This window comes from Corynebacterium aurimucosum ATCC 700975 (assembly GCF_000022905.1).
In the GTDB taxonomy this organism is placed as follows: Bacteria; Actinomycetota; Actinomycetes; order Mycobacteriales; family Mycobacteriaceae; genus Corynebacterium; species Corynebacterium aurimucosum_F.
Genome location: NC_012590.1, coordinates 2451320 through 2468566, shown reverse-complemented (window position 1 = coordinate 2468566; position 17247 = coordinate 2451320). Strand labels below are relative to the sequence as shown.

Annotated in this window: 13 protein-coding genes; 6 read left to right on the top strand and 7 right to left on the bottom strand. The window is 62.1% G+C overall.

The features are described from left to right. Positions 1 to 85 precede the first annotated feature (85 nt). Positions 86 to 1453, bottom strand: coding sequence for a dipeptidase (locus CAURI_RS11860; RefSeq protein WP_010188779.1), 1368 nt, complete (start codon positions 1451 to 1453; stop codon positions 86 to 88). 96 nt (positions 1454 to 1549) lie between these two features. Between CAURI_RS11860 and CAURI_RS11855 the strand changes: the two genes are divergently transcribed. The 5 genes from CAURI_RS11855 to ppk2 all read left to right on the top strand — a co-directional run bounded on the left by CAURI_RS11855 (position 1550) and on the right by ppk2 (position 7524). Continuing rightward, positions 1550 to 3523, top strand: a complete 1974-nt coding sequence (locus CAURI_RS11855; RefSeq protein ID WP_010188781.1) for an OPT family oligopeptide transporter — start codon at positions 1550 to 1552, stop codon at positions 3521 to 3523. Positions 3524 to 3814: 291 nt separating this feature from the next. Next, positions 3815 to 5461 carry a chaperonin GroEL gene (gene groL, locus CAURI_RS11850; protein WP_010188783.1) on the top strand — a complete coding sequence of 549 codons (1647 nt, stop codon included), beginning with the start codon at positions 3815 to 3817 and terminating at the stop codon, positions 5459 to 5461. A gap of 635 nt (positions 5462 to 6096) precedes the next feature. Continuing rightward, complete coding sequence (locus tag CAURI_RS11845; RefSeq protein WP_010188785.1) at positions 6097 to 6288, top strand: hypothetical protein; 192 nt, start codon at positions 6097 to 6099, stop codon at positions 6286 to 6288. Between the two features lie 47 nt (positions 6289 to 6335). Further along, positions 6336 to 6470, top strand: coding sequence for a hypothetical protein (locus tag CAURI_RS14200; protein ID WP_010188786.1), 135 nt, complete (start codon positions 6336 to 6338; stop codon positions 6468 to 6470). Positions 6471 to 6624: 154 nt separating this feature from the next. Further along, on the top strand, positions 6625 to 7524 hold the full coding sequence (gene ppk2, locus CAURI_RS11840) for a polyphosphate kinase 2 (protein WP_010188788.1): 900 nt from the start codon (positions 6625 to 6627) through the stop codon (positions 7522 to 7524). A gap of 105 nt (positions 7525 to 7629) precedes the next feature. Here the strand turns inward: ppk2 and CAURI_RS11835 are convergent, their stop codons facing one another. The 4 genes from CAURI_RS11835 to CAURI_RS11820 all read right to left on the bottom strand — a co-directional run bounded on the left by CAURI_RS11835 (position 7630) and on the right by CAURI_RS11820 (position 13074). Continuing rightward, positions 7630 to 11607, bottom strand: coding sequence for a Pls/PosA family non-ribosomal peptide synthetase (locus tag CAURI_RS11835; protein WP_010188790.1), 3978 nt, complete (start codon positions 11605 to 11607; stop codon positions 7630 to 7632). After that, the gene (locus CAURI_RS11830; RefSeq protein ID WP_012715321.1) at positions 11608 to 12084 is read right to left on the bottom strand and encodes a MarR family winged helix-turn-helix transcriptional regulator; all 477 of its coding nucleotides are present in this window, start codon (positions 12082 to 12084) and stop codon (positions 11608 to 11610) included. Between the two features lie 60 nt (positions 12085 to 12144). After that, on the bottom strand, positions 12145 to 12474 hold the full coding sequence (locus tag CAURI_RS11825; protein WP_010188794.1) for a type II toxin-antitoxin system HicB family antitoxin: 330 nt from the start codon (positions 12472 to 12474) through the stop codon (positions 12145 to 12147). 297 nt (positions 12475 to 12771) lie between these two features. Further along, positions 12772 to 13074 (bottom strand): rhodanese-like domain-containing protein, encoded by a 303-nt coding sequence (locus tag CAURI_RS11820; protein WP_010188796.1) that lies wholly within the window; start codon positions 13072 to 13074, stop codon positions 12772 to 12774. A 102-nt stretch (positions 13075 to 13176) separates the two neighbouring features. Between CAURI_RS11820 and pabB the strand changes: the two genes are divergently transcribed. Next, positions 13177 to 15813, top strand: a complete 2637-nt coding sequence (gene pabB, locus CAURI_RS11815) for an aminodeoxychorismate synthase component I (protein WP_012715320.1) — start codon at positions 13177 to 13179, stop codon at positions 15811 to 15813. A gap of 57 nt (positions 15814 to 15870) precedes the next feature. Here pabB and CAURI_RS11810 read toward each other — a convergent pair whose 3' ends face one another. Together CAURI_RS11810 and CAURI_RS11805 are read right to left on the bottom strand one after the other, a co-directional pair. Further along, positions 15871 to 16527 carry a LuxR C-terminal-related transcriptional regulator gene (locus CAURI_RS11810; RefSeq protein ID WP_012715319.1) on the bottom strand — a complete coding sequence of 219 codons (657 nt, stop codon included), beginning with the start codon at positions 16525 to 16527 and terminating at the stop codon, positions 15871 to 15873. A 3-nt stretch (positions 16528 to 16530) separates the two neighbouring features. After that, positions 16531 to 17235, bottom strand: coding sequence for a sensor histidine kinase (locus CAURI_RS11805; protein WP_010188803.1), 705 nt, complete (start codon positions 17233 to 17235; stop codon positions 16531 to 16533). Between the last annotated feature and the right edge of the window lie 12 nt (positions 17236 to 17247).

Genomic DNA, 17247 nt, shown 5'->3' with positions numbered 1-17247 from the left:
CGTTCCGCCACGTCGCCAAGCGGCCAATTGAAAAGAAGACGATCCCTGCCCGGCGGATCGCTCGGCCGGGCAGGGATCGTGTCGCCTAAGCGAAACGCTGGAGGAAGAGAGCCTCAGCGATCGCAATCTTCTCAATCTCAGTCGGGTCGACTGACTCATTAGCGGAGTGGATCGTGCACTGCGGCTCCTCGACGCCAAAGAGCGCAATCTCGGCATTCGGGTGCTTCTCCTGCAACTCCACGGTCAGCGGGATGGAGCCGCCCATCCCCTGGGTGATGGTCTCGGAACCGTAGGCCTCGCCCAGGCACTCGCCGAGCAGGGCTACGGCGGGCTTTTCCGGATCGGTTTCGAAGCCCAGGTTGGCCTCCAGGATGGTGACCTCGATGTGCGCGCCCCACGGAACGTGCTTCTTCAGGTGCTCGGCCACGGCCTCCGCGGTGGCGCGGGGATCCATGGTGGCGGGGGTGCGAAGGTTGATGTTGGCCTCGGCGGTAGCGGGCACGGCATTGACGGCCTCGGCCACCGGGGTAGAGGTAAAGCCGGTCACCGTCACCGCCGGGCGGGCCCAAATCATATCCGCGATGGCGGTGGCACCAGCCGGAACCTTCGCGCCCATCACCTCGGTGCCTTCAAGCATCTGCGCGTCGGCACGGAAGTTCTCCTCGCTGTAGGCAATGTCCTGGCCCTCGGCCAGAGGCCAGGTGCCCGCACAATCGACGCCGTCGATAGTCGTGCGGCCGTACTCATCCGTCAGGGAATCCAGCGCGCGCATGAGCGCCTTGACGGCATCGGGAGCCGCGCCGCCGAACTGGCCGGAGTGCACAGCAGAATGGAGGGTGGAGACCTTGACGTTGATCTGGGAGCCGCCGCGCAGGGAGGTCGTCAGCGTTGGCACACCCACCTTGGCGTTGCCGGCATCGGCGATGAGGATGGCATCGGCAGCAAAGAGCTCCGGGCGCTCCTCGATGAGCGCGGACAGGCCCTCACCGCCACGTTCCTCGGAGCCCTCGATAAGCACGGTGAGGTTTAGGTCGGTTCCACCGTTCGCGTCGAGCGCGCGCAGGGCCGCCAGGTGCATAGCAACGTTGCCCTTGCAGTCCGCAGCGCCGCGGCCGTACCAGCGGCCATCGCGCTCAGTTAGGGTGAAAGGATCGGAGTCCCAGGCCTCCGGGTTGCCGGCAGGCACGACATCATAGTGCGAGTAGAGCAGCACCGTCTTCGCGCCCTCCTTGCCGGGGCGCTTGGCGACGATCGCCGTGGAACCATCAGCGGTGGTGATGGCTTCGGGGGTGAAGCCGACGTCGACAAGCGCGGCGTGAACCCACTCCGCTGCCTTCGCGGTCTGCTCCTCTAGACCTGGCTCGTTGTGGACGGAATTGAAGGAGACGAGCTCCTTGAGCTGCTGGAAAATGGTATCGCGGTCGTTGCTGACAAACTCAGAAATCTTGGTCATGCCCTCCAACCTACTCGTATCCCCGAATCGGTCTATCAACAAGTAGGGAGTAATATATTCCGGGTTCTAGTAACTATTCCTTAGAAAGGACCTGACATGGCGACGACGACCGCCGAAGGTTCCCAGTCCACGCTCCGCGAGCTCACGCTGCGCGGCATTATTATCGGTGGACTCATCACTCTGATCTTTACTGCCGCCAACGTGTATCTCGGCCTCAAAGTAGGCCTGACATTTGCCACGTCCATTCCTGCCGCCGTGATTTCCATGGCGGTGCTGCGCCGCTTTGCCGGGCACAACGTTAAAGAGAACAACATTGTGCAGACCATCGCGTCCGCAGCCGGTACCTTGTCCGCCATCATCTTCGTGCTCCCAGGCCTGGTGATGGTGGGCTATTGGCAGGGCTTTTCCTTCGTTGATACCGCCGCGGTGTGCGCCATCGGTGGCGTGCTCGGCGTGATGTACTCCATCCCGCTGCGCCGCGCGCTGGTGACGGGCTCGGACCTGCCCTACCCGGAGGGCGTGGCCGCGGCCGAGGTCCTCAAGGTGGGCGATAGCTCCGGTGAGGACGGCGAGGCCGCCCACGAGGAAAACGCGAAGGGCCTGCGCGTCATCGTCTTCGGTGGCATCCTCTCCGCGTTCATGGCTTTGCTGGCGGCAATGAAGGCGGCTGCCTCTGAGGTGGCGACCTACTTCAAATTCGGCTCGGGCGCGACGACGCTGGGCACCTCCCTCTCGCTGGCGCTGGTCGGCGTGGGCCACCTCGTGGGTCTGGCCGTCGGTATCGCCATGCTCGTCGGCGTGGTCATTTCCTACCTCATCCTGCTGCCCATCCTCACCGGTGGTGAGGGTCTGGGCGATCCGGCTGCCATCATGGAGACCGTGGATACGGTCTTCTCCGATAGGATCCGCTTCATCGGCGTGGGCACCATGGCCATCGCGGCCGTGTGGACGCTGATTAAGATTACGGGCCCAATTGCCAAGGGTATGGCTGAGTCCTTCGCCTCCTCCCGCAACCGCAAGGATGGCCAGCAGGTGGCAGTAGAGGAGCGCGATATTCCAGCGCCCTATGTCATCGGCACCATCTTGGTCCTGATGATTCCGATTGGACTTCTGCTGTGGAACTTCGTGCGCGGTACCGATATTCACGACCACATGGGCGTGCTGATTACGGTCTCCGTGCTCTTCACCTTGCTGGTGGGCCTCGTTATCGCGTCGGTGTGCGGCTATATGGCTGGCCTCATCGGTGCGTCTAACTCGCCGATTTCCTCCATCGGCATCATCGCGGTCATCGCCGCTGCGCTGCTGATTGCTGCCGTCACCCGCGGCACGGATGCAGAGCCGCTCTCGCTGGTGGCTTACACGCTGTTTACCGCGGCCATCGTCTTCGGCATTGCGACTATTTCTAATGACAATCTGCAGGACCTCAAGACTGGTCAGCTGGTTGGTGCGACGCCGTGGAAGCAGCAGGTAGCGCTCATCATCGGTGTTCTCTTCGGCTCCTTGGTGATTCCGCCGATTCTGCAGGTCATGCTCACCGGCTTTGGCTTCCAGGGCATGGAGGGCGCTGGCGAGGATGCACTGGCTGCCCCGCAGGCTGCACTAATGTCCTCGGTGGCTTCCGGTATTTTTGATAGCTCGCTGCCGTGGGATCTCATTGGTCTGGGCGCGGCGATTGGTGCCGTCATCATCATCGTGGATGAGTGCCTGCGCCACTTCACCGACAAGTACTCCCTGTCCCCGCTGGCGGTGGGCATGGGCATGTACCTGCCGGCGGCGATCACCATTGTGGTGCCGATTGGTGCCTTCTTGGGCTACTTCTACAACCGTTGGGCGGCACGCCAGTCCAAGCCGGATTTTGTAAAGCGCATGGGTACGTTGCTGGCCACCGGCCTCATCGTGGGTGAGTCCCTCTTCGGTGTGGTCAACGCGGGCATCATTGCGGCCTCGGCCGGCGACTCCCCGCTGGAGATCTTCGAGGGCGGAACGGCAGCCAAGTTCGTTGGCGTCATCCTCTTTGTTGGCGGTATCGCTGCGGCATATAAGTGGACGGCGAAGAAGGCTGCTTCTTAAGACAGCGTGATTGGTTCTTTTTAATGAGCAGTTCGATCTAATGGGCGGTTCGTCTTAACGGGCGGTGCGAAAGCACCGCCCGTTCGCTTATAGCGTTCGTGTTGAACCTTGCAGTCGGTAGGCCTGAGTGCCAGAATGGTCGCTAGCACTTCCACATGGCAAGTGCCAGAAATAAACAAAGTCATCTATGTGGTTGGGGCTGGAGAACACTCGCCAGCCGTGCCGTCGCGGGCGTCCGTCATAGATCAGACGTGAGTGTCGTCCTCAACAAAGCTTAAGGAGCACAAACACATGGCAAAGATCATTGCCTTCGATGAAGAGGCACGTCGCGGCCTCGAGCGTGGCCTCAACACGCTTGCCGATGCCGTCAAGGTCACCCTCGGCCCCAAGGGTCGTAACGTCGTCCTGGAGAAGTCCTGGGGCGCCCCGACCATTACTAACGACGGTGTCTCCATCGCGCGCGAGATCGAGCTCGAGGACCCGTACGAGAAGATCGGCGCTGAGCTGGTCAAGGAAGTAGCCAAGAAGACTGATGACGTTGCCGGTGACGGCACCACCACCGCTACCGTTCTGGCACAGGCTCTCGTGCGTGAGGGCCTGCGTAACGTAGCCGCTGGTTCCAACCCGATGGGCATTAAGCGTGGCATTGAGGCCGCCACCAAGAAGGTTGTTGATTCCCTGCTCTCCTCCGCAAAGGAAGTAGAGACTCAGGAAGAGATCGCCACCACCGCAGGTATCTCCGCCGCTGACCCGGCAATCGGCGAGAAGATCGCCGAGGCTATGTACACGGTGGGCAACGGCTCCGTAAACAAGGACTCCGTTATCACCGTTGAGGAGTCCAACACCTTCGGCGTGGACCTTGAGGTCACTGAAGGTATGCGCTTCGACAAGGGCTACATCTCTGGCTACTTCGCTACCGATATGGAGCGCCAGGAGGCAGTCCTCGAGGATCCGTACATCCTGCTGGTCTCCTCCAAAGTCTCCAACATCAAGGACCTCGTTCCGCTGCTGGAGAAGGTCATGCAGACTGGTAAACCGCTGCTGATTATCGCGGAGGATGTTGAGGGCGAGGCCCTGTCCACCCTGGTGGTCAACAAGATCCGCGGCACCTTCAAGTCCGTTGCTGTGAAGGCTCCGGGCTTCGGTGACCGCCGCAAGGCCACCCTGCAGGACATGGCTATCCTCACCGGCGGCCAGGTCATCTCCGAGGAGGTCGGCCTCTCCCTGGAGACAGCTGAGATCGAGTACCTCGGCCAGGCCCGCAAGGTTGTCGTGACCAAGGATGAGACCACCATCGTTCAGGGTGCTGGCTCCCAGGAGCAGATCGACGGCCGCATCAAGCAGATTCGCGCCGAGATCGAGAACTCCGACTCCGACTACGACCGCGAGAAGCTGCAGGAGCGCCTGGCCAAGCTGGCCGGCGGCGTGGCAGTTCTCAAGGTTGGTGCTGCTACCGAGGTCGAGCTCAAGGAGCGCAAGCACCGCATCGAGGATGCCGTGCGCAACGCCAAGGCTGCCGTTGAGGAGGGTATCGTCGCCGGTGGTGGCGTGGCTCTGCTGCAGGCTGCCGAGGTTCTGGATTCCCTCTCCGACCTCACCGGTGATGAGGCAACCGGCGTCAAGATTGTCCGCGAGGCGCTGTCTGCTCCGCTGAAGCAGATTGCTCAGAACGCTGGCCTGGAGCCGGGCGTTGTCGCTGACAAGGTCGCCTCCCTGCCGGCTGGCCAGGGCCTCAATGCTGCGTCTGGCGAGTACGTGGACCTGATGGCTGCAGGTATTAACGACCCGGTTAAGGTCACCCGTTCCGCACTGCAGAATGCTGCGTCCATCGCGGCTCTGTTCCTGACCACCGAGGCGGTTGTGGCTGATAAGCCGGAGCCGGCCGGTGCAGGCGCTGGCATGCCGGATGCTGACGCAATGGGCGGTATGGGCTTCTAAGCCTCCTGAAGGCCCCGTACGTCGCCCTAGCGGCAGCCGATGGAGCCGAACCATCAAGGAATTGAAGCGCCCCACAAATGGCGATAAACGCTGTTTGGGGGGCGCTTCGGCGTGTCTCGGCCACTTCGCTCTTCAGGTGTGCCTGTAGAGGGCTTTTCGGTATCAATATGAGAGATTTGCACCTCATCATATAGATCACGGCGAGGAGTGCGGCCCCACTCCCTTTAGTAACAAGCGTCCCACCATTAACTCTAAACCCCCAGATGGGGGTGTTCCTTCAAGAATTATTTTCGACAGAAAGTGATGCGGTTGAAAGAGGATGGCTAAAGGCTATCGCTTGCTAGAGCGAAAAACGTTACGCAATGTCGTGAGTTTTCCATTACTTATTCCTGTGGCTTTCCTAAAGGCCCAGCTAGAACGCTTTTTAAATTGTGCACTCCGTTGGCGGGAAGGCGATGGAGCGCTTGAATATGGATTGCCGAGATTTAGAATTGGCGAAACTTGTGGCCCAAAAGAACTTGATTTGTTGTCATCTTGTGTCAAAATACTTCTTGTGACGCCCACTGAGGGTGTCTGCAAACTGCAAACCCCTCTGGGGCACTGAATAGCTTCGGACCTAAAATAGGAGTTCAATTATGGATCTCTCCCTCGTTCAGACTCACCTGGACAACTTCGTTAACACCTGGGAAGGCTGGGGTAAGATTGCCGCTAACCTGCCGACCGTTCTGAACAACGCTGTTGACATCTTCTTCGGTCTTCAGGGCGGCGAGTACGAGGTTGGCGACGCTTTCTCCAACACCTCTTCCGCTCTACTGAGCAGCAAGTAATAATCGGGTTTACCCCCATCCCCTACTAATTCATCATAGGAGAATCTATGTCTTCCGTTCTGTTTGATGCCTTCAACCTTTCTTCCGCAATTGCTCTCGACTTCTCCGGCATCGCCGCTATCATGCAGCCGCTGGTTCAGGTCGCTAAGGGCGCTTCCCAGCTGATCGGCATGTTCGTTTAAGAACATCCTGCAGCTCTGAGCTTTAAAGCTCACTGAAGCAAGAAGGCCTACCGTTTCGGTGGGCCTTCTTTTTGTTTTGACTGCCGTTTTGAGGGAAGGGGTAACTGCGAAGGTTTAGGGCACTTGCGGTGTTGGTTCGGGTTAAACTAAAAGTATGGCTGACATTAAAGACGACGAACTCCCCGAGATCGACCTTGCGCAGACCGACGGCTACGTCGTCGATGACTCTGATGAAGATGATCCTTCGCTCATCATGCCGGATGGCTCGCCCGTCGAGACCTGGCGCGAGAACTACCCCTACGAAGAGCGCATGACGCGCGATGAGTACGAGTCCATCAAGCGTGCCCTGCAGATCGAGCTGCTGAAGTGGCAGAACTGGACCAAGGAAACCGGCCAGCGCCACATCATCCTTTTTGAGGGCCGCGATGCCGCGGGCAAGGGCGGCACCATTAAACGCTTCAACGAGCACCTCAACCCGCGTGGTGCACGCACTGTAGCGCTAGAGAAGCCATCCCCGCGCGAGTCCACCTCGTGGTACTTCCAGCGCTATATTCAACACTTCCCGTCTGGCGGTGAAATCGTCTTCTTTGACCGCTCCTGGTACAATCGCTCCGGTGTGGAGCGCGTCATGGGCTTCTGTACGGAGTCCCAGCACGCAGAGTTCCTGCGTGAGGTGCCGATGCTGGAGAATATGCTTCTGGGCTCTGGTATTTCGCTCACCAAGCTGTGGTTCTCCGTGACCCGCAAGGAGCAGCGCACCCGCTTTGCTATTCGCCAGATCGACCCCGTCCGTCAGTGGAAGCTTTCGCCCATGGACTTGGCATCCCTAGATAAGTGGGATGATTACACCCGCGCCAAGGAGGAGCAGTTCCGCTACACGGATACTGAAGAGTCTCCGTGGATCACCATTAAGTCCAACGATAAGAAGCGTGCCCGCATCAACGCGATGCGCTACGTGCTCTCCAAGTTTGAGTACACCAACAAGGACCATGAGCTTGTTGACCAGGTAGATGACAAGATCGTCAAGCGTGGGCGCGACCAGATCGGTGACTAAGCACCACGCACCGACCGCGCATTTGCGGCTCGTGCATACATAAAGAAAGAGGCGGCCAGGTTTCCTGGCCGCCTCTTTCTCTATCTAGCTAGTGCTTCCACCTAGCTAGTGTTTCCACGGTTCAATCGGGTTGCCCTGCCACTCGGAGCTGCCCGGGACTTGGTCGCCGCGCATCACCAGGGAGCCAGGGCCCACCGTTGCCACGCTGCCGATGACCGAGGCGGGCAGCGCCACCGAATGCGAGCCCAAGGTAGCTCCGGCCTTGATGGTCACGGTGTCCAGGCTCATCACGCGGTCCTGGAAGAGGTGCGTTTGCACCACGGTGCCGGGGCCAACGGATGCGCCTTCGCCCACGAAGCATAGGTCCGTCTCTGGGAACCAATAAGAATCAATCCACGCGCCGCGGCCAATCGTCACGCCCAGCGCGCGCAGGCCCTGGTTGATTTCACCCATGCCATAGGTGTGGCTAAAGAACCACGGTGCGGCAACCGCCTCAACAAAGGTGTCCTGCAGCTCGTTGAGCCACACGAAGGCGGACCACAGCGGGTGGTCGCCAGCGGTCTGCGTGCCCACACAGATCCACTTCACCGCCACGGTGATGGTCATGGCGATAGCGCCCGCCACCATGAGGATGAGGCCGCCGAGGGCCCAGGCGGCGGCGATGCCGAGGGCGTCGGCAAGCGCGTAAAGCGATGCCAAAGTGCCTGCCAGCAGCATGGCCGAGGTCATCGGCGCCAGCAGGCGCATGGTCTCAATCGCACCACGCGCGGCCTTGACCCCAAAGCCTGGGTTGTAGGTGAGGGATTCGCCCTCCACACCGTCCACGTGGGCCTCAACACGGCGCATGCGCTCCGGCGGAGAACCCCACCAGTTGGCGCCGGATTTGGTCTTCTTCGGCGTCGAGGAGAGCACGGCAACCAGCGAGTTCTTCGACAGCTTGCGGCCCGGGCCGGTGATGCCGGAGTTGCCCACGAAGGAACGCTTGCCCACCTTGGTCTCACCCGTGAGCATCCAACCGCCACCGAGCTCATAGCCGCCGATCATGGTGTCATCCGCCAGGAAGGCGCCGTCTTTGACCTCAGTGAGCTTGGGCACCATGACGGCCGTGGAAATCTCCACGTCCTTGCCAATCGTCGCACCCAGCGAACGCAGCCACGCTGGAGTGAGCTGCGAGGCATAGATGGGGAAGAGCTGCGTGCGGGCCTCGTCCATGAGGCGCTCGATGGCCCACAGGCGCCAGCCCTTGGCGGAGCGCACAGGTGCCACGCCGGGCTTGATGCCCAGTGACAGGATGCGCACGCCCAGCCAGGTTTGCAGCATGAAGGTGGCGAATGCGGCAAGCGCGCCCAGCGGTGCGAAGAAGATGGAGCCGACGAAGGCAGAGCCCTCGGTCAGCGCGATGAGAGCGACGACCACGGCCGCGCCCACGGCCAGCGCCACGATGGGCTGGAAGGCCAGCAGGATGGAGGTGGCGCCGTAGATGGCCACCCACCACGGGCGGCGCTTCGGCGCGTGTGATGGGAAGCGGTGCTTGGAGCGGCCCACCTTCTTGGCAGGAGAGCCGGACCAGCGCTGGCCGTCCTTAATCTTCTTGCGGGCAGTCACGGTGGAGCCGGCCTCGACGTGGGCATCCTTGCCCACGACGGTGCCCGGAAGCAGCGTCGAGCGCGCGCCCACGCGGGCACCTTCCTTGACCTCGATGGCGCCAACCCGCAGGATATCGCCGTCGAGCCAATAGCCAGAAAGGTCCACCTCGGGCTCAATCGCGGCGTGCTTGCCCAAGGTCAGCAGGCCAGTCACAGGCGGCAGCGAGTGCAGGTCCACTCCGCGGCCCATCTTCACTCCCAGCGCGCGGGCATAGTTATTGACCCACGTGGCACCCGCAATCGAGCGCGAGCCAGAAGCATCTGCCCAGCGCTCCGCTGCCCAAATACGCAGGTGCGTAGATCCGCCGCGCGGATAGTCGCCGGGTTGAATCCCGGCGGTGATCAGCCGCGCGCCGAAACCGCCGATGGGGATGCGGCCGATGGGAGTGACAAAGATGACGAGGAGAAGAATGACCAGCCACCATGGCGTGGTCATGGCCCACTCCACACCGAGCAGGTTCGCCAGGTTGGAGCTCAGCAGCAGCCAGGCCAGCCACGTCGTGGCGGCCAGCGTCATCACGGGGATCTGGATGAGTGTTTGCGCGATGCGCGTGCCGGCGCCGACGGGCTTCACCTCGCGTGCGGGTCCGGCGTCCTCGACAGACTCGGCACCAGCAAGCTGCTCCGCCAGGGAGCCCAGACGCGGGTGGTCGTAGAGATCGCGTACGGCCACGGTGGGGAAGCGCTCGCGGATGCGGCCGACCAAAGTCGCCGCGGCCAGCGAGGTGCCGCCAAGGGAGAAGAAGTCTGCGTTGACGTCCTCGACGGAAACACCCAGGGTGTCCACCCACAGTTCCGCCAACCACTGCTCGGTGGGGTTGAGGCCGTCTGCCTCCACTCCCACTCCCGGCAGCGGCCACGGCAGGGCCTTCTTATCCACCTTTCCGGAGGTGCGAATCGGCAGCTCCTCCATGACGCAGATGCGCGGGACGAGCGCTGCCGGCATGGTCTCCGCCAGGCGGGCATGCGCGGCCTCGTGGTCGAAGCCGGCATCCGGGTCATCCAGGGAGACGTAGCCGACGAGCACGGACTCGCCGCCCGGTGTCTTCTGCACGGCCACGGCGGAGTTGTATACGTTCGGCAACGCGGCAACGTTAGCTTCCACCTCACCGAGCTCAATGCGGCGGCCACCAATCTTGACCTGGTCATCGACGCGGCCCACAAAATACAGGCCATCCTCTTCCAAACGCACGTGGTCGCCGGTGCGGTAGGCGCGCTCCCAGCCCATCGATTCCAGCGGCGCGTACTTCTCTGCATCCTTCACCGGGTCCAGGTAAGCAGCCAGGCCCACACCACCGATGACGAGTTCGCCTACCTCACCGATGTTTACGGGGACGCCGTGCTTGTCGACGACCACCAGGTCCCAGCCCTTCAGCGGCAACCCAATCGACACAGGCTTGCCTGGCAGCATGCGCTGCGCGCAGGCCACGACGGTGGCCTCGGTAGGACCGTAGGTATTCCACATCTCGCGGTCTTCGGTGGCCAGGCGGTCCGTGAGCTCCTGGGAGCAGGCCTCGCCGCCAACGATGAGGAGACGGATGTTGTCTAGGGCCTCGGCGGGCCAGAGGCCGGCCAAGGTCGGCACAGTGGAGACCACCGTGATGTCGCGGCGAATCAGCCAGGGACCCAAGTCCATCCCGGAGCGCACCAGGGAGCGAGGGGCCGGGACCAAACAGGCACCGTGACCCCAAGCCAGCCACATCTCCTCGCAGGAGGCATCGAAGGCCACGGAAAGGCCAGCGAGGACGCGGTCGTCCGGGCCGAGGGGGCCATGCGGGCTATCCACCAGAAAGAGGGCAGCCTCGGCGTCAACGAAGGCGGCCGCGGAGCGGTGGCTCACGGCCACGCCCTTGGGCTTGCCAGTGGAGCCGGAAGTGAAGATGATCCACGCGGTGTCTTCGGGGCGCGGCTCCTCGAAAGGTGCGCCGTCTCGCTCGTCCTTTTCATCGAACGTGGGGCGCGCCGCCCCGCCTTCCCGCAGCATGCGGAAACCTTCGTCGGTGAAGACGCCATCGATATCGGCCTCACCGAAGACCATCTCGGCGCGCTCATCGGGGTCGTCAGCATCGACGGGCACGTAGGCCGCGCCGGCGGCGAGCGTGGCCAGGATGGCCAGGTAGAGCTCGCGCTTGCCGGAGGTCATGCGGATGCCGATGCGGTCACCGCGGCGCACTCCGCTGGCGTAGAGTTCGGTGGCCCATGCGGAGACGTCGGCAAGCAGCTCGGCGTAGGTCAGGATTTCACCCTCGTCCAGGGCGGCGGCATCAGGGTAGTGCTCGGCGGTGGTTTGAACGATATCCCAGAGGGTGCGCGCGGGGGCAGCCTCGGAGCCTAGCAGGTAGTGTTCGGGGACCTCGGGCATCGCCGGGGCCTCGGGCTCGTCTGTGCGGAGGGCGTGGCGGCCCCCAGTACTAGGAAGGTTATCGGGCTCCGTCATTTAAGCATCACTGCTTTCCGCATCAGCCGGTGCGTCAGCCGCGATAATGGCGGTGGCGAGCTTGCGCAGGTGCTTGAGCTGCTTGTTGGTGGACGCGTCGAGGGCTTCGTCCTCGGCCTTCGCTACCAAAACGGTGAGCTCCTTGTGCGCCTTTACGCCTTTCTTGGTGGAGGCAATGATTTGGCGGCGCCGGTCTTTGGCATCGCGCTCACGCTTGACCCAGTTGCGAGACTCCAGGGAATCGAGCAGGCGCACCATGTCGGAGGCGTCAATGGCCAAGGTTTCCGACAGTGCGGACTGGGAGGACGCGGTTTCCGCAACGAGGCAGGTGAGAACCCAGTACTCGCGCAGAGTGGTTTTCTGTGTTTGCAGCGCGGCCTCGACGCCCTCGCGGGTGCGGCGGCGGAGGCGCTCCAGCTGGAAGGAGGGGGACTCCAGGAGCGAGGTGGGAATAGACACAGAATTCAATGAAGGCATGCCGACGATACTACGCGCCTAAGGTGGCAAACTTAAATCATGGGTTGTGGCCCATTAGTTTCAGGCTGAGGCTAGCTTCTGCACGATGAGTGTGTTGAGAGAAACGCCTTCCCGTTCTGCTTCGATGGTTAGGTCTCGGTGAAGTGACTGAGGTATGCGGAGGTTGAACTTCCCCGAAAAGCTTCGCTGCCCGAATGGTTCCGGGATGCGTTCATTGTTGCGTTGCATATCTTCTAGAGTTTCTTCGACGACGCTGCGCAACTCGGCTTCTGCGGTGGCCGCGGTTGTGTCCAGCCATGACAGGGAAGGGAACTCTAGGACTGTGGCAACGAACTCGCCATCTTCTTCTGACCAAGCGGTTTGGTAGGTGTATTTGTCTGCGAGATTCATGATCTGCTCCTAGGGGAGGCGGTCGATGGCGGCTAAAACTTGGCGAATCTGAAAGGGCTTCGCTTTCCCATTGCGGCCCTCTTGGATATTGACTCGGGGGTCTCCCTGCCATGGGGTTTTGTAAACAACGTGCGAAGTTCCACGCCGCTTATTCCCGGCGCTTTCTTGGCGTTCGAAATAGAAGTCACACACAAGTTGCAGCTCTGAGAAGCGGACGTTTGTCCGTGAGGTCCGCATCTTTGTGAGGATCTTTTCTATCTTGGAAACCACACCTGTATGGTACCGCAAATGGTACCACTAGTGGTTTGGGTAAACCATAGGGCAGCCTTGTGCTTTCCAACCATCCGTGCCGCCCTCGACGTTGATGACGTCCCAGCCCTTCGCCTGCTCGAGGTACTGGCAGACCTGCATGCTGCGCCCGCCTGCATGGCAGATGACGTAGATATCGCGGTCCGGGTCAATCTCGTCGAGACGCTCGACTAGGTCTCCCATCGGGATGTGGGTGGCGCCTTGGGCGTGCTCGGTGTTCCACTCGTGGTCCTCGCGGACGTCGATAAGCTGGGCGTTCTCGGGTACTTCGGTGGGTTGTACGTTCTGCATGCGCACCAGCTTACGCGGGTGCGGTTGTGAGGCTGGTGGGACACTGTAGCGTGAGTAGCACTTTCGGCCCCGGCGCTCCCTTATGCCACACTTATTCAGGTGATGAACTCCAGCACTGTCGCGCTTATCCCCGGAGACCCCTCGGGTCGCTTCTTTGGCTCTCGAGTGCTCGTGGTGGATAACTTTGACTCCTTCACCTTCAACATCGTGGACTACCTGGTGCGATTAGGTGCTGAGGTGACGGTCACCCCTAACACCGAGCCCGTGCCGCTGACTGGCTACCACGCGGTGGTTCTCTCACCGGGGCCGGGAACCCCTGAGCGTGCAGCGGACATTGGCTTTTGTGCTGAGGTGTTGAAACGTGCTGCGGTGCCGGTGCTGGGGGTGTGTCTGGGCTTCCAGGCGATGGCCCAGCACCTCGGCGCGCGGATCGTGTTGGCGCCGAAACCTGTACACGGGCTGGTAAGCAGCATCCACTGCGCCGAGGACCCGCTCTATGCCGGGATTCCTTCCTGCCACGACGTGGTGCGCTATCACTCCCTAGTGGTGGATGAGCTGCCAGCCGGTATGAAGGCGCTTGCTCATACAGCAGAAGGCCTCATCATGGCCGGGTGTAGTGAAGAACGTCGCTGGTGGGGTGTGCAGTACCACCCGGAATCGATCTGCAGCGACCATGGCCTCCGGCTGTTCGAGAACTTCCTCGCTATCGCTTGCCCTGAAGCAATAGAGGCGGCCGCCACTGCCAGCACAGCCGGTACAACTCCTGCTGCGTCCCTGCCATCACTGCATGTGGAGGAGCGCCACCTCACCATCGATCCCCTCGACGTCTTCGATGTCCTAGGCGGCAAAGGGGCGCTGCTAGAGTTCGAGGGCACCTCACTCATCGCCCCGTTGGGGGAATCGGTGGGCCTCGAAGCCCTCGCGGAGCCCCCTCGCTTTTCCCGCCCCGCGGGGTGCCTCGGCGTTCCGGGCGTGTTCGGCTTTCTGGGTTACGAGGCCCTCGGCGGTTTGCCCACACCCCACCCTCATGGTCTCTTCCGCACGCTAGGCGTGGTGGCCATCCAAGGGCAGCGAGTGCAGCTGATTTGCGAGGATTCCGCGGCCTCCTGGCTGGCACAGACCTGGCGGCTCCTTGAAAGACTCGCAGGCCACCCTGTTCAGCAACGGCGAATCGACACCAGTACGATTAGCCCGCTGAGCTGCCGCGATACTGCCGCCGCCTATAAGGAGAAGATTCGCCGCGCTCAAGAGCTCATCAGTGCGGGTGAGACCTACGAAGTCTGCCTCACTACCAGTCTCGAGGCGGCAGCCGATCTCGATCCGCTGGCCCTCTACCAGCGCCTTCGGCAGCAGGTGCCCGCGCCGATGCGTTCGTTGTTGGTGCTCCCTGAGCTCGCAGTGGCTAGCGCCTCCCCGGAACGCTTCCTTAAAGTGTCTGGCGGCGTCGTCTGCTCGGAGCCGATCAAAGGCACCCGCCCACGTGGCCACAACCCCACCGCCGATGAACAGCTGCGGGCGGACCTGGCCAGTAACCCGAAGGATCACGCGGAAAACCTCATGATCGTTGACCTAGTGCGCAACGATCTCACCCGTGTGGGGATTCCAGGCACCGTGCATGCCGAAGAACTCTTCGTGGTTCGCAGCTTTGCCACCGTGCACCAGTTGGTCTCCACCGTTTCTGCTCGGTTGTGCCCGGATGCCTCGCTTATCGACGTCCTCCGCTCCACCTTTCCCGGTGGCTCTATGACCGGTGCGCCGAAAGTCCGCACCATGGAGATCATCCGTGAGCTCGAGGCCGCGCCGCGTGGGGTGTACTCCGGTGCGATCGGCTATCTCGGTTGCGATGGCAGCGCTGATTTCGCTATGACTATCCGCAGCATCGTCCTGCATTCCGGGAGACTGCATTATGGCGTTGGTGGAGCGGTGCTGGCTCTTTCGGACCCGGATGCCGAGTGGCAGGAGATCGTGGATAAGTCCGCCCCGCTCCTCAAACTTTGCGGGCAGGCCTTCCCCGGGGAGCACTGCTACCGCTTCGAAGCGGGCGAGCTGCTTCCCGTCCCATCGCTTCCCGAGCCCGTGCTGATCGACTCCTTCCGTCTTGAAGAGGGCCAGGTGCGCGGCTTTGAGCTACACTGCGAGCGCTTTACCGCGGGTACAGAGGCCTTGGGGATGGACTCCCCTCGATCCTTCCTCCACGCAGTCCAGGAACACCTGCCCGCTCGGGGGCGGTGGTTCCCGCGTCTGGAGGCCGGCCCCAGCGGCTTCGCACTCCGCCTGCGCCCCCTTCCCGAACAGCGGAAAACTACCCGCTTGCACAGCGCCACGGCAACAGTGGAATATCCGCATGTCAAGGGGCCGAATCTGGTGCTGTTCTCAGAGCTTCGTGAGCAGGACGATACCTTGCTCATCTCCGACGAGGGCGTGGTCTGCGAAACCACCACCGCAGCGCTCATCGCCTGGGATGGCGACACGATGCTCACGATGGACGCGCCTCGGCTGCGTTCGGTCACTGAGTCTCTGCTGGTTGCTGCGGTGGGAGAAGAGGGGAGCGTCGAAAAGCGCAAGCTCGGCCTGTCCGATCTTGCCGGCCTAGAGTTGTGGACCCTCAACGCCTTGCACGGGATTACCCCGGTGGTGCAGCTCGACGGGAAGCCGCAGCCGGCACCCGACGCCGCACGCCTTGAGCACTGGCGCAGCGTGCTAGATAGTATGTGCGCTACAATTCCGCGAACCCAATGAGCACGATCCCGCTCTATCTCAACGCCTCATAGCAGCATTCGATGCTCGCCTTGGGCTTTAGCGGTGCGCTGAGAGGTACTCCAGAATGGCTTTCACGCGGCGGTTGTCCTCGCTGGGGTCCAGCCGCAACTTGGTGAAGATATTGGAGACGTGCTTGGCCACCGCGGCGGAAGACAGGACGAGCTCGGCGGCGATGTCCTTGTTGGACTTGCCGCGCGACATGAGTTCGAGGACCTCGCGTTCGCGCGGGGTGAGCTCGCCTAAGCCGCTGCGCCCAGAGCTCATTAAAGCCTGCGCCACGGTGGGATCGATGACGGTGCCGCCCTGGGCCACCACGTCCAGGCTGGAGAGGAAGTCCCGCACCTCGGAGACACGGTCCTTCAACAGGTAGCCGGTACCGGCATCGGGGGAGTCGAAGAGCTCCACCGCGTAAGCCGGAGCTACATACTGGGAGAGCACCATGACGGGTAAGCCCGGGTATGCATTTCTCAAGTTTACGGCGGCTTTCAAGCCATCATCACCCATGCCCGGCGGCATGCGCACGTCCGTGATGACGATATCCGGAAGCTCATCGCGCAGCTTGTCCACCACGGCTTCCAACGCCGGGGCGGAATCTGCCTGGCCCACAATCGAATGCCCGCGGCGCTCCAACAAGCCGGCGAGACCCTCGCGCAAAATGGCGGAGTCATCCGCCACCACGATTCTCAAACTCATTTCTTAAACTCCTGACTGTCCGCGATCGAGAAGAAGAGGAATCGAGCACGCCAGCCTCGTGGGCCCGCCCGGGGGAGAGGACAGCGTCATCTCTCCGCCAAAGGCGGCGAGGCGCTCCGCCATCCCCGCCAAGCCGTGACCTTGTAAAACCTGCGCGCCACCCGGGCCCTCATCCACCACGGTGATTTTCAAGGAGGCATCCGCGGTCACTAAAACAGACACCGGCGCGCCGGGCGCGTGCTTGGCCGCATTCGTCAGAGCCTCCGTGCCGAAGAAATAGCCGCAGGCCAGCACGGAGGCGGAAAGCTTGGGCAAAGGATGCGGGGCGAAGACGCTGACGTGGGGGCCGTGGGAGGAAGAGACGTCGGCAAGCGCGGCGACCAAACCGTGATCCTGTAGGACTTGCGGGTGGATGCCGTGCACCGTGGCGCGCAGGGAGTGCAGGCCGCGGTCCACGTCCTGCTTGGCAGCGGTGAGAAGCTCGGCGATTTCAGAGGGGGCGTCGAGAAGAGCCTCCCCCAACTTCATGCTCGCGGCCACAAGATACTGCTGCGCGCCGTCGTGCAAGTCGCGCTCGATGCGTGCGCGCTCCACCTCATAGGCATCCGCGATGGCGCGGCGCGAGGCCGTGAGCTGCGCAATCTTCTGCGCCTGCTGCTGCTCATGGTTGGTGGGCTGGGGCTTTCTTCGGAACACGGCTTTCAGCATAACGGGCGCTAC